The 19924-nt window shown below is 68.7% G+C and carries 26 protein-coding genes; 9 read left to right on the top strand and 17 right to left on the bottom strand.

Going from position 1 to position 19924, the window contains the following annotated elements; translation table 11 throughout:
* Positions 1 to 10: 10 nt before the first annotated feature.
* Together ACVCMC_RS16295 and pdsR are read right to left on the bottom strand one after the other, a co-directional pair.
* A complete protein-coding gene (locus ACVCMC_RS16295; protein WP_447098053.1) occupies positions 11 to 595 on the bottom strand; it encodes a hypothetical protein in 585 nt (194 codons plus the stop codon).
* Entirely contained in the window at positions 583 to 1272 is a 690-nt protein-coding gene (gene pdsR, locus ACVCMC_RS16290) for a proteobacterial dedicated sortase system response regulator (RefSeq protein ID WP_447098052.1), read from the bottom strand. Before pdsR ends, ACVCMC_RS16295 begins: the two co-directional genes overlap by 13 nt.
* Before the next feature lie 305 nt (positions 1273 to 1577).
* Here pdsR and ACVCMC_RS16285 point away from each other — a divergent pair, with 305 nt between their 5' ends.
* Together ACVCMC_RS16285 and ACVCMC_RS16280 are read left to right on the top strand one after the other, a co-directional pair.
* A complete protein-coding gene (locus tag ACVCMC_RS16285) occupies positions 1578 to 1703 on the top strand; it encodes a hypothetical protein (RefSeq protein WP_447098051.1) in 126 nt (41 codons plus the stop codon).
* 55 nt (positions 1704 to 1758) lie between these two features.
* On the top strand, positions 1759 to 2067 hold the full coding sequence (locus ACVCMC_RS16280; RefSeq protein WP_447098050.1) for a hypothetical protein: 309 nt from the start codon (positions 1759 to 1761) through the stop codon (positions 2065 to 2067).
* A gap of 311 nt (positions 2068 to 2378) precedes the next feature.
* Here the strand turns inward: ACVCMC_RS16280 and rpe are convergent, their stop codons facing one another.
* The 3 genes from rpe to ACVCMC_RS16265 form a co-directional block, all read right to left on the bottom strand.
* Positions 2379 to 3047, bottom strand: coding sequence for a ribulose-phosphate 3-epimerase (rpe, locus tag ACVCMC_RS16275; RefSeq protein WP_447098049.1), 669 nt, complete (start codon positions 3045 to 3047; stop codon positions 2379 to 2381).
* A gap of 134 nt (positions 3048 to 3181) precedes the next feature.
* Positions 3182 to 3994 carry a co-chaperone DjlA gene (gene djlA / locus ACVCMC_RS16270; RefSeq protein WP_395120200.1) on the bottom strand — a complete coding sequence of 271 codons (813 nt, stop codon included), beginning with the start codon at positions 3992 to 3994 and terminating at the stop codon, positions 3182 to 3184.
* Positions 3991 to 4305 carry a c-type cytochrome gene (locus ACVCMC_RS16265; RefSeq protein WP_447098048.1) on the bottom strand — a complete coding sequence of 105 codons (315 nt, stop codon included), beginning with the start codon at positions 4303 to 4305 and terminating at the stop codon, positions 3991 to 3993. Before ACVCMC_RS16265 ends, djlA begins: the two co-directional genes overlap by 4 nt.
* A 122-nt stretch (positions 4306 to 4427) precedes the next feature.
* Here ACVCMC_RS16265 and ACVCMC_RS16260 point away from each other — a divergent pair, with 122 nt between their 5' ends.
* From ACVCMC_RS16260 to ACVCMC_RS16250, 3 genes are read left to right on the top strand one after another with little or no spacing between them, the layout of a single operon-like run.
* The gene (locus tag ACVCMC_RS16260; RefSeq protein WP_395120202.1) at positions 4428 to 5324 is read left to right on the top strand and encodes a phosphoribosylaminoimidazolesuccinocarboxamide synthase; all 897 of its coding nucleotides are present in this window, start codon (positions 4428 to 4430) and stop codon (positions 5322 to 5324) included.
* Positions 5325 to 5347: 23 nt separating this feature from the next.
* Positions 5348 to 5818 (top strand): Mpo1 family 2-hydroxy fatty acid dioxygenase, encoded by a 471-nt coding sequence (locus tag ACVCMC_RS16255; protein ID WP_395120203.1) that lies wholly within the window; start codon positions 5348 to 5350, stop codon positions 5816 to 5818.
* Positions 5815 to 6222, top strand: coding sequence for a hypothetical protein (locus tag ACVCMC_RS16250; RefSeq protein ID WP_447098047.1), 408 nt, complete (start codon positions 5815 to 5817; stop codon positions 6220 to 6222). Before ACVCMC_RS16255 ends, ACVCMC_RS16250 begins: the two co-directional genes overlap by 4 nt.
* Positions 6223 to 6271: 49 nt before the next feature.
* On the opposite strand, the gene ACVCMC_RS16245 is transcribed toward ACVCMC_RS16250, so the two are convergent.
* The 8 genes from ACVCMC_RS16245 to ACVCMC_RS16210 all read right to left on the bottom strand — a co-directional run bounded on the left by ACVCMC_RS16245 (position 6272) and on the right by ACVCMC_RS16210 (position 14760).
* On the bottom strand, positions 6272 to 6694 hold the full coding sequence (locus tag ACVCMC_RS16245) for a hypothetical protein (protein WP_447098046.1): 423 nt from the start codon (positions 6692 to 6694) through the stop codon (positions 6272 to 6274).
* A gap of 108 nt (positions 6695 to 6802) precedes the next feature.
* Positions 6803 to 9874 carry an error-prone DNA polymerase gene (locus tag ACVCMC_RS16240; RefSeq protein ID WP_447098045.1) on the bottom strand — a complete coding sequence of 1024 codons (3072 nt, stop codon included), beginning with the start codon at positions 9872 to 9874 and terminating at the stop codon, positions 6803 to 6805.
* Positions 9871 to 11271 (bottom strand): Y-family DNA polymerase, encoded by a 1401-nt coding sequence (locus tag ACVCMC_RS16235; RefSeq protein ID WP_447098044.1) that lies wholly within the window; start codon positions 11269 to 11271, stop codon positions 9871 to 9873. The genes ACVCMC_RS16240 and ACVCMC_RS16235 overlap by 4 nt, the downstream gene beginning before the upstream one ends.
* A gap of 12 nt (positions 11272 to 11283) precedes the next feature.
* The gene (gene imuA, locus ACVCMC_RS16230) at positions 11284 to 11910 is read right to left on the bottom strand and encodes a translesion DNA synthesis-associated protein ImuA (protein WP_447098043.1); all 627 of its coding nucleotides are present in this window, start codon (positions 11908 to 11910) and stop codon (positions 11284 to 11286) included.
* Positions 11910 to 12530 (bottom strand): transcriptional repressor LexA, encoded by a 621-nt coding sequence (gene lexA / locus ACVCMC_RS16225; RefSeq protein ID WP_395120209.1) that lies wholly within the window; start codon positions 12528 to 12530, stop codon positions 11910 to 11912. The genes imuA and lexA overlap by 1 nt, the downstream gene beginning before the upstream one ends.
* A 64-nt stretch (positions 12531 to 12594) precedes the next feature.
* On the bottom strand, positions 12595 to 13662 hold the full coding sequence (locus ACVCMC_RS16220; protein ID WP_447098042.1) for a tetratricopeptide repeat protein: 1068 nt from the start codon (positions 13660 to 13662) through the stop codon (positions 12595 to 12597).
* A gap of 82 nt (positions 13663 to 13744) precedes the next feature.
* Positions 13745 to 14404, bottom strand: a complete 660-nt coding sequence (locus ACVCMC_RS16215; protein ID WP_447098041.1) for a thiopurine S-methyltransferase — start codon at positions 14402 to 14404, stop codon at positions 13745 to 13747.
* Between the two features lie 53 nt (positions 14405 to 14457).
* The gene (locus ACVCMC_RS16210; RefSeq protein ID WP_447098040.1) at positions 14458 to 14760 is read right to left on the bottom strand and encodes a hypothetical protein; all 303 of its coding nucleotides are present in this window, start codon (positions 14758 to 14760) and stop codon (positions 14458 to 14460) included.
* Positions 14761 to 14921: 161 nt separating this feature from the next.
* Between ACVCMC_RS16210 and ACVCMC_RS16205 the strand changes: the two genes are divergently transcribed.
* Both ACVCMC_RS16205 and ACVCMC_RS16200 read left to right on the top strand, forming a co-directional pair.
* Positions 14922 to 15413 (top strand): SRPBCC family protein, encoded by a 492-nt coding sequence (locus ACVCMC_RS16205; RefSeq protein WP_447098039.1) that lies wholly within the window; start codon positions 14922 to 14924, stop codon positions 15411 to 15413.
* Entirely contained in the window at positions 15397 to 15750 is a 354-nt protein-coding gene (locus ACVCMC_RS16200) for an ArsR/SmtB family transcription factor (RefSeq protein WP_395120214.1), read from the top strand. Before ACVCMC_RS16205 ends, ACVCMC_RS16200 begins: the two co-directional genes overlap by 17 nt.
* A 66-nt stretch (positions 15751 to 15816) precedes the next feature.
* Here ACVCMC_RS16200 and ACVCMC_RS16195 read toward each other — a convergent pair whose 3' ends face one another.
* From ACVCMC_RS16195 to ACVCMC_RS16185, 3 genes are read right to left on the bottom strand one after another with little or no spacing between them, the layout of a single operon-like run.
* Positions 15817 to 16302, bottom strand: a complete 486-nt coding sequence (locus tag ACVCMC_RS16195) for a pilin (RefSeq protein ID WP_447098038.1) — start codon at positions 16300 to 16302, stop codon at positions 15817 to 15819.
* Between the two features lie 2 nt (positions 16303 to 16304).
* A complete protein-coding gene (locus tag ACVCMC_RS16190; protein ID WP_447098037.1) occupies positions 16305 to 17258 on the bottom strand; it encodes a hypothetical protein in 954 nt (317 codons plus the stop codon).
* A 6-nt stretch (positions 17259 to 17264) separates the two neighbouring features.
* Positions 17265 to 17810, bottom strand: coding sequence for a hypothetical protein (locus ACVCMC_RS16185; RefSeq protein ID WP_395120217.1), 546 nt, complete (start codon positions 17808 to 17810; stop codon positions 17265 to 17267).
* Between the two features lie 205 nt (positions 17811 to 18015).
* Here ACVCMC_RS16185 and ACVCMC_RS16180 point away from each other — a divergent pair, with 205 nt between their 5' ends.
* Together ACVCMC_RS16180 and ACVCMC_RS16175 are read left to right on the top strand one after the other, a co-directional pair.
* Positions 18016 to 18177, top strand: coding sequence for a hypothetical protein (locus tag ACVCMC_RS16180; protein WP_447098036.1), 162 nt, complete (start codon positions 18016 to 18018; stop codon positions 18175 to 18177).
* 114 nt (positions 18178 to 18291) lie between these two features.
* Positions 18292 to 19107, top strand: a complete 816-nt coding sequence (locus tag ACVCMC_RS16175) for a hypothetical protein (protein WP_447098035.1) — start codon at positions 18292 to 18294, stop codon at positions 19105 to 19107.
* Between the two features lie 316 nt (positions 19108 to 19423).
* Here ACVCMC_RS16175 and ACVCMC_RS16170 read toward each other — a convergent pair whose 3' ends face one another.
* Positions 19424 to 19921 (bottom strand): hypothetical protein, encoded by a 498-nt coding sequence (locus ACVCMC_RS16170; RefSeq protein WP_447098034.1) that lies wholly within the window; start codon positions 19919 to 19921, stop codon positions 19424 to 19426.
* Positions 19922 to 19924: the final 3 nt, after the last annotated feature.

Below are 19924 nucleotides of genomic sequence, written 5' to 3'. Positions count from 1 at the left end.
GGTCCGTCGCTCAGCGGGCATCGGCCGGTGCCGTGGCACGCTGGTAGCGCGAGGCCATCACCACCCGCATGAAGTCATCCAGTAGCGCGCGCCGCGTGGGGTCGCCGTCATCGAAGGCCATCGACCAGCTGTAGCGGATGCCGCTGGCCTGGCCCGGGTCGCAGAACACCAGCACGTCGTCCACGTGGTCGCTGCCTTCGTAGACGCTGGCCTCGCAGGACATGTGCGGATGGCGCACGGCGAAGCTGGCGGCCTTGCCGGCGGGGTCGAGCTGGAGGTAGCGCTTCCGGTCGGCCTGCACCTCGGCGGCCAGGCTGCTCAGCACGCGCGGCCACACGTTCAGCACCATCACCCGCTGCGGCTTGCCGCTCCACTCGCCCTGGTACAGCACCGCGTTGACGCCGATCGCCTGGGCGTAGGTGCAACAGTCGCGCGTCCAGCCCGGCGGCGATGCCACCGCGATCGTCCAGGCCGGCGCGTTGCCGTCGCGGGCGCCGCGGGCCAGCACGTCGTCGTCGGTACCGGTCGCCCAGGTCAGCGCCGCGCAGAACAACAGCGCCAGCGCCACGCACAGACGCGCGCTCACGGTTTCCACCGGTAGCCCACGCCATGCACCGTCTCGATCGCGTCGAACTCGGGCGCCACCGCCACGAACTTCTTGCGGATGCGCTTGATGTGCGAGGTGATGGTGGCGTCGTCCACCACCAGCTCCGCCTCGCGCATCAGCTGGTCGCGGTTCTTCACGTGGCCGGGGAAGCGCACCAGCGTGTGCACCATCCAGAACTCGGTGACGGTGAGCGGGATTTCCGCGCCGTTCCAGGTGATGCGCATGCGCTCGGACTCCAGCTTCAGCGGGCCGTGCTCGAGCACCGTCTCGCTGGAGGCGGGCGCCTTCAGCGACTCGATCCGGCGGAACAGCGCGGCAATGCGCGCGGCCAGCTGGTGCAGGCTGGTGTCCTTGCTGAGGTAGTCGTCCGCGCCCAGCCGCAAGCCGGAGATCACGTCGAAATCCGAATCGCGCGCGGTGAGGAAGATCAGCGGCAGCGTCGACGATTTCGCGCGCAGTTCGCGGCACAGGTCGAAGCCGCCCTCCGGTTCGTCGCCCAGGCCGATGTCGATGATGACCAGCTCGGGCAACTTCATCGCGAACGCGCTGGACGCTTCCTGGCGCGAACCGTAGCCGCGCGCGTCGTAGCCGAAACGGTTCAGCGCCTCGACGTAGTTGGCGCGGATCAGCGGTTCGTCCTCGACGATGGCAATGCTGCGGCCCATGGCGCACTCCTTGGATGATGGCTGCAGCGTGCTATGCGCGCCGCGCGGGCGCAAGCGGTCGCAGCACGCTGCCAGCGATTTGCCACAAGCCGGCGGCAAATCGCCCGGCAGCGGCCGGCGCACGCGCCGCGACGGAGGCTTTGATGTGATCCACGCACTCCATCACGAGGTCACTCATGGACACCCGCCGCAACGAACACGACCCCCGCGCCGAACTGCACGGCTTCGAGCCGCTGCGCACCGGCCTGGCGCTGGGCGCCCTGCTGCTGGGCCTGTTGGTCGGCTTCTTCTGAAGGAGGCGCGCCATGTCCCGTCATCTGTCCAGACTCGATCCGTTTGCCGTGGTGGAAGTCGTCCGCGCACCCGGCGCGAAAGGAATCGCGCCGGGTGCGGCCCGGGACGACACCGATCCCGACTGGCAACCGCTGTAACCGTGGTCCTCCCCCTGGTGGTTGCTTGCCCCTCGCTTGCGAGGGGCTTTTTTTCGTGCGCGTGCTGCCCGCCCTTTGCCACGACTGGCCCGAACGCCGCCGCCGGCGCGGCTCCCGCGCGACCTTCACGCGTGCGGCAATGCCATCGTGGCTCGGGCCACAGGAGGACACCGACATGCATGCAGTAATACGGCTTTCGCGCACATGGCGTCACTGGTTGATGGTCGGCAGTCTGATGCTGGCCGCCGGACTGGGCCTCGATGCGGTGTGGCTGCACGCCCGGGTCGCGCTGGCGCAATGGCTGAACATGCGCGCGCAGGCTCGATCCAGCCGGCTGCGGCCGCGATCCGCACAGCGAACCTGAACGACACAGTTGGCAAATTGAGCCTCGCCGCGGGAACCAATCGGCAGGTACCGGGTCGGACCTGATGATTGGCGTGCGTTCCTCTTTGCCGTGGAACCTGCCGGTGCGAGGTTTGCGAGCTCCCTGGCGGACTTTCGCGCCGGCACGCGCCAATCCATGGTGTTTTCCCCCTTGCGTCCCCGACGACGTTTATCCCGGTGCCTCCCTCCTGGCGCCGGGATTTTTTCTTTGTGCCGTCTGGCCAGGCGATCGCCTTGCGCATGGCGGCGGATATCCTCAACCGATCGCCTTGCGCATGGCGGCGGGCATCCTCACCCGATCGCCTTGCGCATGGCGGCGATCTCGGCCGCGTAATCCTTCGCGTGGAAGATCGCCGAGCCGGCCACGAAGGTGTCGGCGCCGGCGGCGGCGATCGCGCCGATGTTGTCGGCGGTGACGCCGCCGTCGACTTCCAGCCGGATCGCACGGCCGCTGGCTTCGATCCGCTCACGCGCCTGGCGCAGCTTCTCCAGCGTGCCAGGGATGAACTTCTGCCCGCCGAAACCGGGGTTCACCGACATGATGAGGATCATGTCGAGCTTGTCCATCACGTAGTCGAGATGGTCCAGCGGCGTGGCCGGGTTGAACACCAGCCCGGCCTGGCAGCCGGATTCCCGGATCAGCCCCAGCGTGCGGTCGACATGCTCGCTCGCTTCCGGATGGAAGCTGATCAGGCTGGCGCCGGCCTTGGCGAAATCCGGCACGATGCGATCGACCGGCTTGACCATCAGGTGCACGTCGATCGGCGCCGTGATGCCGTACTTGCGCAACGAGGCGAGCACCATCGGCCCGATCGTGAGGTTCGGCACGTAGTGGTTGTCCATCACGTCGAAATGCACCCAGTCCGCCCCCGCGGCGAGCGCCGCGGCGGTGTCCTCGCCCAGCCGGGCGAAATCGGCGGCGAGGATGGACGGGGCGATGATGGCGCTTTGCTTGCTCATAAGCCGGGAATCGGGAATCGGGAATCGGGAATCGGGAATCGGGAATCAGGAAGATTATGAAGCCTGACGCGGCAAATGCCACCGCAAAGCCGCTTCTGCCATTCCCCATTCCCTATTCCCCATTCCCGGCCCCATCATTTGAATCCCCGTGCTTCCTTGATGCGGTCGTAGGCGGCGTTGATCTCGCTGGCGCGCGACTCGGCGCGCTTGCGCATGTCTTCGGGCAGGTCGCCGAGGCGGTCGGGGTGGTGCTCGGAGATCAGCTTGCGGTAGGCGCGCTTGATGGCGCGCTCGTCGGCGTTGCGGTCGATGCCCAGCACGGCATAGGGATCGGGCCCTTGCGGCGTGCGTTGCGGCGGCACGTAGCCGCCGCCATTGCCGTACTGCTGGCGGCCGCCGCGCGGGCCGCCCGCGCCCTGGTTCCAGGCGTAGCCCTTCATCGCCATCAGCGCCATCAGCTCCATGTCGCTGACGCGCAGCGCGAAGGCGAGCTGGCGCAGGATCGACATCTTCTCCGGCCCCGGGTTGCCCTCGGACAGTACCGTCTCGATCACCACGTCCAGCACCGGGAACGCGTGGTCGCGGCGCAGGCCGACCCAGCTGCGCAGCTCGGCGATGGTGCGGGTGACGTCGAACTCAGGCTGCTTGCCCGCATTGAAGCTGGCCACGGCCTGCGCGCGCTGCTCGGCGGTCAGGCCCATGCGCGTCATCAGCCGCTCGGCCACCGCGATCTCGGCCTCGGAGACGCGACCGTCGGACTTGGCCACCGCGCCAAGCAGGGTGAACAGCGGGCCGACGAAACCGCCGGCCTCGGGCGTGGCCTGGCGGCGCTGGCTGTGGCGCAGGTTGTCGAAGATGAAACCGAGCACCGCGCCCACCACCGCGCCCGGCATGTGGCCGACCAGCAGGCCGAAGATGCCGAACCAGATCGTGTAGGTGAAACTCATGGCTGCACCTGCGCCGGCGCGGCTGCCTGCGCGCTGTACCAGCGTGCCAGCGCATCGAGCTCGGCGGCGTTCAGCGGGCCGATCGCCGCGCGCATCACCGGCACGTCGCGGCGGCCGTCGCGGTACTGCTTGAGCGCATCGCGCAGATAATCCAGCCGCTGCCCGGCCAGGTTCGGCACGCCGGGCACGTGCGCCTGCCCGGTCTCGCCGTGGCAGGCCGCGCAGAGGCCGAGCCGGCCGGGCCGGGAGGCAGATTGGGCAAGGCTGGGCGAGGCGGCCAGGCAAAGCGCCGCGATCAGGAATATTCGCATCGGCAACACATGGGGCCAAAGGATGCCAATTCTAGCAGTGCGCCCGATCGGCCCGGCGGCACGCTCCCGGCGCCGTGCCGGCAGTCGCTACAATAGACATTTGCCGCCTCGTGGAACCCGCCGTGCCCACCACCCTGCCCCAATCGAACCTGCCTGGCCTCGAGCTGATCCATCGCGGCAAGGTGCGCGATGTCTACGCGCTGGATGATCAGCGGCTGCTGATGGTGGCCACCGACCGGTTGTCGGCGTTCGACGTGGTGATGCCCAACCCGATCCCGGGCAAGGGCGAGATGCTCACCCAGATCTCCAACTTCTGGTTCGGCAAGACCGCGCACCTGGTACCGAACCACCTGCTCGACGTGCCGCTGGCCGAGGTGCTGCCGCCCGGCACCGACCTCAAGCTGTACGAGAAGCGCGCGGTGGTGGTGCGGCGGCTGAAACCGGTGCCGGTGGAATGCATCGCCCGCGGCTACCTGATCGGCTCGGGCTGGAAGGATTACCAGGCCAGCGGTGCGCTGTGCGGCATCGCGCTGCCGACCGGCCTGAAGCAGGCGCAGCAGTTGCCCGAACCGATCTTCACGCCCTCGACCAAGGCGGCGGTGGGCGACCACGACCAGAACGTCAGCTTTGACGCCGTGGTGGACGCGGTCGGCGCCGACCTCGCCGGGCAGGTGCGCGACGCCACGCTGGCGATCTACCGCTGGGCCGCCGCCTATGCGGCCGAGCGCGGCATCATCATCGCCGACACCAAGTTCGAGTTCGGCACCGATGCGAGCGGCAAGCTCTACGTGATGGACGAGATGCTCACCCCGGATTCCTCCCGCTTCTGGCCGGCCGACGAATACCGCACCGGCATCAGCCCGCCCAGCTACGACAAGCAGTTCGTGCGCGACTGGCTGGAGACGCAGCACTGGAACAAGACCGCACCCGGCCCGGTGATCCCGGACGAGGTGATCGCACGCACCGCGGCCAAGTATGCCGAGGCGCTGCACAAGCTGGCCGGCATCCGGCTCGACTGAGGTTTCATCGAGGGGGAACGCTCATGCGCACCATGCAGGACTGGCTCGACAGTTACAGCAGCGACCACCAGAACCCGACCAACCAGATGTTCCACTGGTTCTGCGTGCCGCCGATCGTGTGGTCGGTGATCGCGCTGCTGTGGGCGGCCCCGGTGCCGTTCACCGCGCTGCGCCCCGGTTCGTGGGCGGTGCTGGTGATGGTGCTGGCGTTCTACTGGTACTGGAAGCGCTCGCACCGGCTCGCGGCGGGCCTGCTGATCGCGTTCGCCGTGCTGGGCCTGTTCACCAACTTCCTGTACTGGCGGCTGGGCGCGCCGGCGCTGGCGTGGTGGGCGGTCGGCGTGTTCGTGGTGGCCTGGATCGGCCAGTTCATCGGCCACAAGTACGAAGGCCGCAAGCCCAGCTTCCTCACCGATCTGTCCTACCTGCTGGTCGGCCCGGCGTGGCTGATGGCCAAGCTCTATCGCAAACTGGGACTCCGCCAGATCACATGAATACCGCACTTGCCGTGACCAGCACCCTGCTCTGGTGGGTGCTCTACAGCAGCATGGCGGCGCTGGTGTTCGCGCTGATCGGCTGGTCGGTGCTGCGCTGGACCGAGCGCTGCGCGGTGGTGTTCAACCGCGTCTACCTCGCCTGCCTGCTGTGGACGATGCTCGGACTGTTGCTGGTGTTCCTGGTGGCCGTCTGCGAAGGCGCGGTGCATCCACCCTACGGCGGCCTGCTGCACTCGGGCCTGCTGCGCGTCGCGCTGGTGCTGGACATGCTGCTCGGCGCGGTCCTGCTGTGGCGGCTGGTGCCGCGCATCGACGCCCGCCGCATCCGCCCCGGCAGCGCCTGCATGGCGGTGGCCGCGAGCATGGCGATCGGGTTCGGCGTGGCCAGCACGCTGGTGTGATCCTCGACCCATGGCGGAGGCGGCCGGCGCCCCCGCCATGCATCGAGGCTCAGTGCAGGCCGAACAGCGCCGCGCCAAACACCATCGCGAAGATGAAACCGATGATCAGCGCCAGCACGATGCCGATCACCATGTTGACCAGCTCGACCACGCAGGCCTTGCCGAAGCCGATCTGGCTGCCGTCCGCGGCCAGCAACAGGTAGTTCACCACGACGGCACCGACGAGGAAGGTCACGATCAGCGACAGCACGCTGCTGTGCACCACCATGCCGAGGATCAGTGTCACCACGAACACCCCGACATAGGTCAGCACCACGGCACCCAACGCACGCAGGTAGGACGGCATGAAACCGACCACCAGGCGAAAGGACACGGCCAGCACCAGCGCGCCAAGCGCGATGCCCACGACGATCATGATCAAGATGGCGAACAGGCCCATGCCGGCCAAGGCGGCAAACGTAGAAGTACCCATAAAATCCCCTGCATTGCGATGGAAGGAAAACCGCCCGGTGGCATCCCCATGCCTGGCCGGGCGGCGGCTCCAGCCTAACCGATTCCCTGCGCGGCGGCAGCGCCGGAGTCAGCGGAAATCGCGCGAGCGACTGTCCAGCTCGCCCAGCCACGCACTCATGTCGGTGAGCCGCCGGGCGATCAGGTGGGCCACGCCGTCGACGCACTCCCACTGCCCTTCCACCCCGAGCAGGCGCGCCTCCAGATACGCGCGCCGCTGCCGCTCGGCCACCTGGTTCCACACCACCACGTTGATCGCGCCGTGCTCGTCTTCGATGGTGATGAAGGTGACGCCGCTGGCGGTCTGCGGGCGCTGGCGCTGGGTGACCAGGCCGGCGGCGCGCACCGTGCTCTGGTGCGCTTGGCCGCGCAGGCTGCGCGAGTCGGTGAAACGCGCCGCGCGCAGGCGCGGGCGGATCAGTTGCAGCGGATGCGGGCCGAGGCTGAGTCCGGTGCGCGCATAGTCCGACTGCAGGTTTTCCGCCACCGACGGCACCGGCAGCACGACAGCCTCTTCCGCCGGACTGGCGCGCCCGAACAACGGCAGCTGCGATTCGACCCCGGCCACCGCCCACTTCGCGCGATGCCGATGACCCGCCAGGCCACGCAAGGCGCCCGCCTCGGCCAGCAGCTCCTGCTGGCGGCGGTCGATGCCGGTGCGGGCGCACAGATCCGTCACGTCGACGAAGGCACGCGCGGCGCGCGCCGCCGAAATCCGCTCGGCCACGTCTTCGCGAAAACCGCGCACCTGCCGCAGGCCGAGCCGCAGCGCCGGCTGCCCTTCCCGCGCGTCGTCCTCCAGCGTGCAGTCCCAGTCGCTGTGGCGCACGTCGACCGGCCGCACCGCGATGCCGTGGCGCTGCGCGTCCTGCACGATCTGGCTGGGCCCGTAGAAACCCATCGGCTGCGCGTTGAGCAGGGCGCAGGCGAACGCAGCCGGTTCGTGGCATTTCAGCCAGCAGCTGGCGTAGACGATGCCGGCGAAACTGGCCGCGTGGCTCTCGGGAAAACCGTAGCTGCCGAAGCCCTTGATCTGCTCGAACAGTCGCGCGGCGAACTCGGCGGTGTAGCCGCGTTCGAGCATGCCGCGGATGATCCGCTCGCGGTGGTGCTCCATGCCGCCGTGACGTTTCCACGCCGCCATCGCGCGGCGCAGCTGGTCGGCCTCGCCGGCCGTGTAGCCGGCCGCCACGATCGCCAGCTTCATCACCTGCTCCTGGAACAGCGGCACGCCCAGGGTGCGTTCGAACACCGCCTTCAGATCCTCCGAGGGATAGTCCACCGGCTCCTCGCCGCGCCGGCGGCGCAGGTACGGATGCACCATGTCGCCCTGGATCGGGCCGGGCCGCACGATCGCCACCTGGATCACCAGGTCGTAGAAATTTTCCGGGCGATGCCGCGGCAGCATCGCCATCTGCGCGCGACTCTCGATCTGGAACACGCCGACGGTGTCGGCACGCTGGATCATCTCGTACGTTTGCGGGTCTTCGGCCGGCAGCGTCGCCAGGCTGTAATCCTGGCCGCGATGCGCGCGCAGCAGGTCCAGGCAACGGCGCACGCAGCTGAGCATGCCCAGCGCCAGGCAATCGACCTTGAGCAGGCGCATCGTGTCCAGGTCGTCCTTGTCCCACTGGATGATGGTGCGATCGGGCATCGCCGCGTTCTCCACCGGCACCAGTTCGGCCAGCGGCGCGTCGCTGATCACGAAACCGCCCACGTGCTGCGACAGGTGCCGCGGCATGTCGCGCAACTCGGCGGTGAGTTTCAGCACCCGGCGCAGCACCGCGCCCTGTGGATCGAAACCGTGTTCGCGCAGGCGTTCGTCCAGCGATTGCTCACCGCGCCAGCCGAAGATGCCGCTCAGCTGGTCCACCTGGTCCGGCGGCAGGCCCAGCGCCTTGGCCACGTCGCGCACGGCGCTCCTGCCGCGATAGCAGATCACCGTGGCCGCCAGCGCGGCACGCTCGCGACCGTACTTGGCATAGATGTACTGGATCACTTCCTCGCGCCGCTCGTGCTCGAAATCCACGTCGATGTCGGGCGGCTCGTTGCGCTCCTTGCTGATGAAACGCTCCACCAGCAGGTTCATCCGCGCCGGGTCGACCTCGGTGACGCCGAGCGCGAAACACACGGCGGAGTTGGCCGCCGAGCCGCGGCCCTGGCAGAGAATCCCCTTGCTGCGGGCGAAGTGCACGATGTCGTGCACGGTGAGGAAATAGGACTCGTACTTCAGATATTCGATCAGGCCCAGCTCGTGCTCGATCTGCGCCCGGACTTTCTCCGGCACGCCATCCGGCCAGCGCCAGCGCACGCCTTGTTCGGTGAGATGGCGCAGCCAGCTGCTGGCGCTGTGGCCGGCCGGCACCAGTTCGGCGGGGTAGCGGTATTCCAGTTCGTCGAGGCTGAACGCGCAGCGCGCGGCGATGGCGGTGCTTTCGAGCATCAGCGCGGCAGGGTAGATCGCACCCAGCGCCTCGCGCCGGCGCAGGTGGCGTTCGCCGTTGCGGAAGATCAGCGCGCCGGCTTCGGCCAGCGGCACGCGATGGCGGATCGCGGTGAGCGTGTTCTGCAGCGCGAGCCGGCGACGCACGTGCATGTGCACGTCGCCGGCGGCAACCAGCGGCAGGTCGAGGCTGTGCCCGAGCCGCTGCAGCTCGCGCAGGCGTTGCGCGTCGTCCGGCCCGTGATGCAGTTCCACCGCCAGCCACGCCCGCTCGGCGAAGGTGTCGCGCATCCAGCGACCGTGCGCGACATCGGGCTCGCGCCCGGGCAGCCACAGCGCAAAGGTGCCCGGCACGCCATCGGCGAGATCGGCGCGCTGCAGCCGGTACGTACCCTTGGCCGCGGCGCGGCGGCCACGGGTGATCAGCGCGCACAGTGCGGTATAGCCGGCCTTGTTCTCGCACAGCAGCACCAGTTTGGGGCCGTCGTCGAGCTGGAATTCGGCGCCCACGATCAGCTTCATGCCGGTGGCGCGCGAAGCCTCCAGCGCGCGCACGATGCCGGCCAGCGAACACTCGTCGGTGATCGCCAGCGCCTCGTAGCCGCAAGCCTTCGCGCGTTCGAACAATTCACGCGCGCTGGATGCGCCGCGGCCGAACGAGAAGTTCGACAGGCAATGCAGCTCGGCATACGCGTTCATGCGAACCAGCCGTGCAGCATCCAGCCGTCGCGCTCGCCCGGCGCGCAAAATGCCCAGCCGCGCTGGCCTTGCGCGGTTTCCACCACGTAGTAGTCGCGGCACACCTCGCCGCCATCCCACCAGCCGGTTTCCAGCCGCTCGGGGCCGGCCAGGATGTGTGGCGCGGGGCCGCGCAGGGGAATCGGCCGCTCGAACAGCCAGGTCGGTCGCGGCGAGGGTTCCTGCCAGCCGGCATCGTGGGCCGTCACTTTCTGCGCCAGCTCGGGCCGCGGATCGGTGGTGCTGCCCAGCCGATGCACGGCGCGATCGCCCAGCCGCGCGCGCAGGCGTTCGCGCAACTGTTCGATCGGCAACGCATTGGCGGGGCGTTCGTCGAACAGGTCGCGGCCGGCCGGCACGAACGCAGGCAGGTCGCGCGCGATCAGGCGCATGGCCAGCACCGGCTGCGGCAGTTGCACCTGCTCCAGCCGCGCGCGTGCCAGTTCGAACAGCATGCCGGCCTCGCGCTCGGGTGCGAGCAGGCCCACCTTCACCTCGGTGTGTCCCTCGCGATGTTCCAGCTGCAACGTGAAACGCTGCACGCCGCCGTCGCGACCGGCCAGGTAGGCGGACAGGTCGGCCGTCATCCGACGCAGCGGAAACACCAGCGCGCCGATGGCTTCGACTTCATGCGTGAGTTCGATGCGCAGGTCGAAGCGGTCGGGTGGCCGATACGCTTCCAGGCCGGCCGTGGCCGCGCCGGTCAGCCGATCCAGCGCCAGCAGCAACTCCGCACCGAAGCGCCGGCGCAGGCCGTCGCGCGGCAGCGCCAGCAACTGGCCCAGCGTGCGGATGCCCATGCCCGGCAAGGCGTCGGCCGCCGCCGCAGGCAGGCGACTCTGCGACAGCGGGATGCGCTGCAGCGCGTGGCGCAGTTGCTCGTCGGTGAGCACCACTTGGCCGTCGGCGACACCGGTCAGCACGTGTGCCGCATGCGGCGTGGGCGCGGCGCTGATCCGGTGGCGGAAACCCAGCGCGTCGAGATCGGCACGCAGCAGGCTTTCCAGCCGCGGCCACGAGCCGAACAGGTTCAGGCTGCGGCTGACCTCCAGCACGATCGCGTGCGGCAACAGGCTCACCTCGGCGCTGTAGCGATAGGCCACCGCGGCCAGGAACCGATGCCAGTGGTCGACCCGCTCAGGCTGGTACGGCAGCGCCTCGAATTGCGCCAGCAGCGCCTGCGCCGCGCTCAGCCGCTGACCCACGCGCAGGCCGGCGTCGCGCGCGGCCGCGTTCGCCGCCACGATGCTGCGCGCATGTCCGGTGCCGGCCACCAGCACCAGCGGGCCCGCGTCCGGGCGGCGGCGGAGGACACCGTCCAGTGCCAGCTGCGGCAACAAGATGCAAGCCCACAACATGCGCGGCCACCATCAATGCAGCGCCGCGGTGGGCAGCGGCAGCGGTTGCGCCGGCACCGCGCCGCCCCGGCATTTGCGCACCCATACCCGCGCCTGCGGCCGTGCCTCCAGCTCCAGCCGCAACGCCGCCGGCGAGGCATTGGAGAGATGCCGGCGATCACGGAACGCGAAGGCCAGCGCGCGGCCGCCGTCGGCCGCCACCTGCAGGCGCCGCAGCGCGCGATCGTCCGCCTGCCGCGGCCACGCCAGCACCGCCGCGCAGCTGCCCGAGCGCAGGCATTGCTCCGTCGCCCACAGCACGTCGGCCTCGGTCGCGTTGACGATCTCGACCCGACGCATGTCCACGCCGTGCTGGCGCCAACCGGCCACGCAGGGCAGATACGGCGGCGCCACCAGCACCACCGGCCGCGCACCCTGGCTGAGGCGCGCCAGCGTGGGCAGCACCAGTTGCAGTTCGCCCACGCCATCCAGCGGCAGCAGGATTTCCGACAGCGCCGCCGCCGGCCAGCCGCCGCTGGGCAGTACCGCATCCAGCGCGGCCCAGCCGGTCGGCTGCTCGCCGGCCGGCGGCGGCTCGGCCCGGCCGCGCCAGACCCGGCGCGCATCGAGCAGGTTCGACAGTGGCACCACGGCCGCCATCAGCCGCCCCTCAGCAGGCCGGCGAACAGGCCTTCGATGGCGAAATCCTCGGTGGGGTCGGGATCGATCGGCTGGTAACCGGGGCTGTTCGGCAGCAGCCGGATCACCTCGCCCTGCCAGTACAGCCGCTTGATCGTGAAGCGGTCGCCGCCGACGCGCGCCGCCACCACCTGGCCGTGCCGCGCCACCGGCGTGGCGTGCACGCCGACCAGGTCCTGGTCGAGGATGCCCTCGTCGCGCATCGAGTCGCCGACCACCCGCACCAGGTAATCCGGCGTGAGCCGGAACAGCCAGCGCGACACGCGCAGGCTGCGCTCGATCCGCGACTCGGAGAACAGCGGCTCGCCGGCCGCGATGCGGCCGACCAGCGGCAGCTCCAGGGTATCGGCATCCAGCGCGTCGGGCGCATCCACCAGGCGGATGCCGCGCGAGCGGTGCGGCTCGATCGCCAGCCGCCCCTTGGCCTCCAGCGAACGCACGTGTTTGAGCACCGCGCTGACGTGGGGCAGGCCCATCGCCTGGCCGATCTCCTCCAGCGTGGGCGCCTGCCCATCCCGTGCCACGCGGGCGCGGATGAACTCGAGGATGTTGGACTGGCGGCTGGTCAGGTGCAGGCTCATGGTTTCGGCATTTTCACCTCAAAAGGTGAAAATTGAAAGTACCCGGAAATCATCCCCGCCGACCTCAATTGCGCAGCGGCACCCGCGCGCGGTGGTCCGCGTCGGCGTTGCGGCCGAGCACGTCGGCACGTTGCAGGGCCCGCCGCGCATGGCGCTCCTCGCCCAGTTGCCGATAGACCCGGGCCAGCCCGAGGTAGAAACGCGGGTCGCCGTGGTACAGCCGGATGGCGCGCCGGTAGTGCTGCACCGCGCCGGCGTAGTCGCCCCGTTTTTCGTCGTCCATGGCCAGCAGGAACTGGAAGTAAGGGTCCTTCTGCTGCACCTTTTCCAGTCGCTGCTGGAAGCGGGCGCGGCGCGCCTCGTCGCCCTGGCTGCGATACAGCGTGACCAGGTTGAACAGCGCGCCTGCATGCGTCGGGTCCAGCGCCAGCGCCTGCAGATAGTTGCGCTCGGCGCCGCGCAGGTCGCCCAGGCGCAGCTGCAACACGCCGGCATTGGCCCGGCCGCTGGCATAGCGCGGCGCCAGCTGCAGCGTCATCGCCATGTAGGGGGCGGCGACCTTCGGGTCATCGTCGGCCAGCAATTCGGCGGCGCGGTTGTTGTAGTAGAGCGCCAGCAGGCGCTGGTCGGGAATCGGCTCGGGCTGGTGCCGCGCCAGCACCTCGTCGCGGGCCACGTCGACGGTGTAGCGCATGCGGCCGATGGCGACTTGCGCATTGACGTGGTTGAAGCGGTAGACCACGTTGTCCTGCACGCGCCAGGCCACGACGTCGTCGATCTCCTGCGCGCGGGCCTCCAGCCCGGCCTCGCGCGCCAGCGCCATGGTGAGCAGGGTGAAGGTGAGGCAGTTGGCCTGGCGCAGCCGGTACGCCTGCGCCACCGTCAAGGTGGCGTCGGCGGCGTAGGTCATGCCCAGGCCGGAAGGATCGAACAGGAACGCCACCAGGCGCTGCAGCCGCTGCCGCTCCGACCCGCCGCCGCCGGTGACCTGCTGCTGCAGTTGCGCGCGCAAGGCCGGCGGAATCGCCATGACCTGTTCGGGAGGCGGCATCGGCTCCGGCGGCGGCATGGCCGGGGCGGGCGCGGTGGCCACCGACCACGCCAGGATCGCCGCATGCATCCAGGCCACCATGCCGGAACCCTCCACGCACAAGGCGGGAACGTTTGACGCGGCCAGTCTAGACCTTTTCGCACGCACCGAACGGCGCGGTGAATCAGGCCTTGCGCAGCAGCCGGTACGCGGCGGTCTCCAGTGCGCTCACCCCTTCGGCGGCGAAGCCCGGCTGCTCGGCCAGGATGTCGCGGCGCTCCAGCAACTCCACCACCCAGTCGCGGCCGTAACGCTCGCGCACCTCGGCCTCGGACACGGCAAACGGCGGGCCCTGCTTTTCGTGCGGCGGATAGTCGAGCGTGATCAGCAGGCCGCGGCAGCCGGCAGGCAGCTGCGCATGCACTTCGTCCACGTAGCGACGGCGCAGCTCCGGCGGCAGCGCGATCAGCGCGGCGCGGTCGTACACCGCCGAGCAATCGGCGAGGAGGTCGGCATCGAGCCCGAACACGTCGCCGCAGATCAGCTCGATGTTGCCGGCCACGTGGCGACGGCCACAGGCCGAGGCGGACACCTGCGGCGTCAGTTCGTGTTCGGCGAAGAACTGCTCCACTGCCAGCGGCGACAGCTCCACGCCCAGCACGCGATGCCCCTGCGCGGCCAGCCAGACCATGTCCAGCGACTTGCCGGCCAGCGGCACCAGCACGCGGGTGTCCGGCGCCAGTGCCAGCGCCGACCAGTGCGCGAGCAGCAACGGCGTGGGTCGATCCTGATGAAAGCCGGTGCGACCCTCGCGCCAGCGCCGATGCCAGAATTCGGGTTCCATGGCCTGTCTCCGGTGAACATGCCCGCGCACGGTAACAGGGTGTGCGTGACGCTTCAGCCGTGCCGGACCAGCCAGCGCAGATAGCCCAGATACAGCACGGTGGCCACCAGCGGCAGCGCATGCCAGGCGTATGCACCGGCGCCGCCACCGCACACTTGCAGGCACAGCACGATGAGCGCGCTGCACAGGCAGGCACCGGGCAGCACGAAGATCGACAGGTTCAGCACCCGCAACTGGCGCGGGCGCAGCGAACGCCCGCTGGCCATGCCGCCGCCGGAAAATGCCACCAGCATGAACAGCAGATACGCCAGCAGCAGCTGGCCGAACACTCCCAGCAAGGTCCATCCCCACGACATGCCGTTTCCCCCTTGCGCGCCACGCCGGCGAAGTATCGCAGGCCTTCCCCGACAGGTGCTGGCGACTGGAAACCGGCGGCAGCAATCGAGCAACTGAAAGATTGCATATCAGGCGCGGCGCGTGCATCATGCAACCTAAAGGTTGCCATTGAGGATGACCCATGAGTTCGTCGACCGATCGCATCGAACAACACATCCTGCTCCGTGCACCGCTCGAACGGGTGTGGCACGCATTGACCGACGCCCGCGCATTCGGCGCCTGGTTCGGCATGGCGCTGGACGGCCCCTTCGTCGCCGGGCAGCCGATCACCGGCACGATCCAGCCCACCCAGGTCGACGCCGACGTCGCAAAGTTGCAGGCGCCGCATGCCGGCACGCCGTTCACGCTGTACGTCGAGCGCATCGAACCGATGCGCGTGTTCGCCTGGCGCTGGCACCCCTACGCGATCGAGGCGGGGATGGACTACGACAAGGAGCCGACCACCCTGGTCACCTTTGAACTCGAAGCGTTGGCCGAGGGCATCATGCTGCGACTCACCGAGTCCGGCTTCGACCGGTTGCCGGCCGCGCGCCGCGACGCCGCACTGCGCGCCAACGCCGGTGGCTGGGCCATGCAGATGGGCAACATCGAGAAATATGTCGCCGCGCACTGAACGCTCCCGGCGCAAGGCCGCCGCGTTGTCCGCCAGCGCGCCGGTGTTCGCCGCGCTGGGCGATGCCACCCGGCTGCGGCTGGTCGTCGCGCTGTGTGCCGGCGGCGCGCTGTCGATTGCGCAGCTCACCGCGGGTACCACCATCACCCGCCAGGCCGTCACCAAGCATTTGCAGGTGCTTGCCGATGCCGGCCTGGTGCAGGACTTGCGCCAGGGCCGCGAGCGGCTGTGGGAGTTCACGCCGGCGCGGCTGGACGAGGCGCGCCAGGCGCTGGACGCGATCAGCGCGCAGTGGGGCGCGGCGCTGGCGCGGCTGCAGCGTTTTGTCGAATCGTGATGGCGGCGGGCTGCCGGGGTGCCGCGGTGGATGCAACGGCGGCGTGATGCGCCGAAGCCGGGGCGCCTATGGCGCGCGACAGCTCGACGGCAGATAGGTGGCCTTGAGCGTGGTGCGGTTGGTGCCGATGGCCGACATGCCCTCCGGTGCCGGCGACTCGCCGCAGGCCCAGGCGATCGGACTGTGCGGGCTGCCCTTCACCACCAGCGGCCGCAGGCTCAGCACCTGGCCTTGCAGGGCGCTGTTGATGTTCTTGTCGCGGAAACGGATGTTGATCACGCCATCGTCGACGGTCACCGCGCCCACGTAGTGGCCGATGATCGACCCCGCCGACGGCACGCCGCTGGCGCGGTTGTCCGCGGGGAAGTGGCCGAACTGGCGGTAGTAGTCGACGATCTTCGGCTGCACGAACGAGCCCAGCGAGAACGCCTCGGTGGTCTGCGCGCGAATGACGTAGCTCTGGTACGCCGGGATCGCGATCGCCGCGAGGATGCCGATGATGGCCACGACGATCATCAGTTCGATAAGCGTGAATCCGCGTTTGCGTGTCATCCTCAATGCACTCCCACCATGCTGGCGACTGAAAAGATCGGGACGTAAAGCACCGTGACCATGACGCCGACCAGGATGTAGAACAGCACGCGCGAGGCCAGGATCAGGCGGTCGCGCGACGATTCGAGTTGGGCCTGGGCGGTGGTCCAGTGCAGGCGGCGCTGCCATTCCAGTTCCACGCCGAACGTGCCCAGGCGCTCGGCCTGCGCGAGCTTTTCGCCCAGTTCGCCGGCGAGCGGCGTCCCCGCTGGCCAGCCGGCCAGCCGCAGGGCCGGCTCCAGCACCGCCGCATCCGTCACCCCTGCCGCCTTGAGCGCAGCGGCAAACTCCAGGCAGCGCAGCACCTGGTAGGCGGCCGCGCCCTTGCCATCCAGCCAGCCGGCACGGGCGCGCCCCAGCGGTTGCAGCTGCGCCATGCGACGACGCATGCGCAGCCATCGCGTCGCCAGCAGCACCAGCACGATGGCCATCACCAGCAGCGGCGCGAACAGGCGGATGGCGCCGTTCGCGGCGATCCAGTCGGCGGCGCCGTGCACGCCCAGCGTGCGGTCGAGGTGACTGAAGGCCGGCAGCACGTAGGTCGCGTAGATGAGCGCGATCACCAGCGCCAGGCCCAGCAGGAACAGCACGTACGAAAGAAAGGTGCGCACCGGCCGCCACCAGTCCAGCGCGAACAGCCGCGCCTCGGCCAGCGAGTGGATGAACGCGGCTTGCACGCCGGCCGCGCTGCCGCCAAGTTCCTTCGCTGCCGCAGCCAGGCGCGGGCCCAAGCCGGCATCGGCGAAGCGGGCCGGGCCGTCCGCCGCATCGCCGCCACCGAGCAGCGCCACGGCATCCGCGCCCAGCACCTCGCGCAACCGCGCATGCGCCGCCGGCTCGTCCAGGCCGCTGGCGAGCAGATGCGCGTACTGGCGCGTCACGAAATCGCGGGAGTCATCCAGCTTCAAGGCATCCATTCGCAATCACCGGCAAGAGGGCGGGAGGTAGTCCACGGGGAGGGTGGTCCGGTTCGCGGCCGTGGCCTCGACCGTTCCGGACACTGGCGTGGCGTAACCGCACAGGAAGGAAACCGTCGGCTCCTCGGCCGACCCCATCAGCTCGGGGCGGAACGACAGCCGCCCCCGCACACCGCCTGTCGCCACCGCGCCGCTGCGGTTGCCGGCCGGCAGCGACTGGCCCAGCACTACCTGCGCCGTGATGACGCCACCCTCCGCCAGTGAGAGGTTCTCCACGTGCGACCCCGCGCGCGCGTCGCCGAGGATGTTCGGGTCGCCCGCCGAGGGCCATCGACCATGTTCGGCGCGATAGACCCGGGCGTTGACTTGCGGGGCCCACGCCAGCGAGACCGCGTCCAGGGTCTGCGCCATGAGCATCACGCGGCTGCCGAAACCCGTGGCGACCGCCACCACGGCTGCCACGATCGCGCCAGCGGCAATGAGTTCCAGCGCGTCGGGCCCCCGCACTTCACGCGTGCGGCCGATCGCTGTCCGATGCAGTCTTGCTCCCATCGTTCGAGCCTAGCACAGCGTCCTGCGGCGCCGGAACGACTGCCTGGCGGCCCTCCTGCGAAGTGCGCGGTGGAAAGTTGCCGCCGCCACGATCACGCGGGTGGCGGCCCCTCGACGCCATGACGCGGCGATGATCCATCGACGACCGGGCATTCACCCGCCCGGACACTGGCGTAGGACGTCCATCTAACTCTGGAGCACTCCCATGTCCAAGGGCGACAAATCCTCGTACACCGCCAAGCAGAAGCGCGAAGCATCCCACATCGAGGAAAGCGAAAAGAAAAAGGGCAAGTCGGAGAAGACGGCCGAGCGCATCGCCTGGGCCACCGTGAACAAGCGCGATGGTGGCGGCAAGAAGAAGTCGTGAGGGCAGCGGCTACCGACCCCGGTTCCCCACGCATCTGCCGGCAACGCCCGAACCCCGGGCGCACACCGGGGCTGCCCCGCTATATTGCGTGGCAGGCACAACGGGGAACAGTCGATGTCCGATGGCGATGACGAAGACACAGACGGCGGCGAGTTCGGCATGTCCGTCGGCGAGGACGGCGAGGTCACCTTCGTCGGTCGCCCGCCCTGGGGCACCAAGGCCGCCAAGATCCCGGTCAACTCGAAGGCAAGCAAGGGGCCGGTGGAGGACCGCCGCCACATCCTGCACTGGGGCGAGCAACTGCGGCCGATCCTGGCCTCCGTCATGACGGCCATGTTCCAGCTGCACGGCCGCAGCGGGCCGGCGATCGAGAAGGCGCTGCGCGACCCGCTGAAGGGCCGGGTGCAGCGCATCGTCGGCACCGATGCCCACGCGATCGCCGAGCGGGTGGCGAAGGAGATCAACGGTGCCGTGATCAACCTCGTCGCCGATCGCGCCGACATCAACAAGGCCATCGAACACGTTCGCGCCCGCGTGCGAAACCTGACCCGCCGATTGACCGACGACCCCGCGCTCACCGCCAAGGTCGCGAAGGCCATGCGGGAGCCCTTCCCCAACGACGCGATCATGGACGTCTACCTGGACGAGGCGGCGCAGGAACTGCTGGGCGGGACCAGCGACAGCACCGCGATCAAGTCGCAGGTCCAGGACATCGGCTTCCAGATCGTCGGCCTGGTGCAGTCCTGCCGCGCGCCGTGCGATTTCGTGATGATGCTGCACCACGTGGCCGATTCGGTCACCTTCGACCTGTCGCAGAAAGCGGAGCGCGAACAGACTCGCCGCACGCTGGAATGGCTGCGCCGGATGGAAGCCAACATGCGCGAACCCGCCGACATCCGCTACGAAGCACTGCTGACGCTGCTGGACTGAGCGGCGACGCCCTCGCGGCACGGCGGCGAGGGAAACCGGGAAGCGGCCCCGCACTCAGGACGGCGTCAACTGCCGGTTCAGGTGCGACGGCAAGGCGCCGGCATTGTGTCGCCAGTGCGTCGCGCTCCACGTCGTGGTAGTCGGTGCGCCCGGCCGCGTATTGAACAGAACAGAACAACAAGGTCAGGTTCATTCAACCTACGCGGAATAATGAACCTGACCCCTTATTTTATATTTTACATGCCGCTCAGACGCCCATTGGCTGAAAGTCAACCACACGGATCGAGAGAGCCCTAAAACTGTCCAACTCGGCTAACTAATTCTGCCCGGAGGTGAGAGCGCCTTTCCTTACGAATACGGCGTCATCTATTTTTTCGAATGCCACTTGGTAGGGCTTCGGATCCAAGATGGGAGTATCCTCCGCCTGGGTCTGCCCGTACGCGCTAGAATTATTGCGTGTATTGACAAAGTTAAGGCGGACGCGGACGTATCCTGGCCTAATCTCTTCAACAAATGCTGTAGCTTTCGTTTGACCGCTTGACGCAACACCAACCATCGCCTGCCAAAAACCCGTCTTGTTGGAAGTTGGGCTTGCAGCAGTTATAAACCCAGTATCTTTATCGGCACTCTGCACGATATACCCCAAGTCCTGAAATACGCTCAAAACCGAGCCGAAGACGATTGTCTTCGTTGTTTCAAATTCTTTCGTCTGGAAAGACTGAATCTGCAACGAGGTTGGCGTTGGCTTGGGCGAAGTTGCACAGCCTGTCATGGCCGCTATAGCAAGGCAGCCAACAATAATAAACTTTTTCATCCC

It is taken from the genome of Rhodanobacter sp. UC4452_H20 (assembly GCF_052978205.1).
Note: the sequence above shows the minus strand (reverse complement) of the source record. Positions and strands in the feature narration are given on the sequence as shown.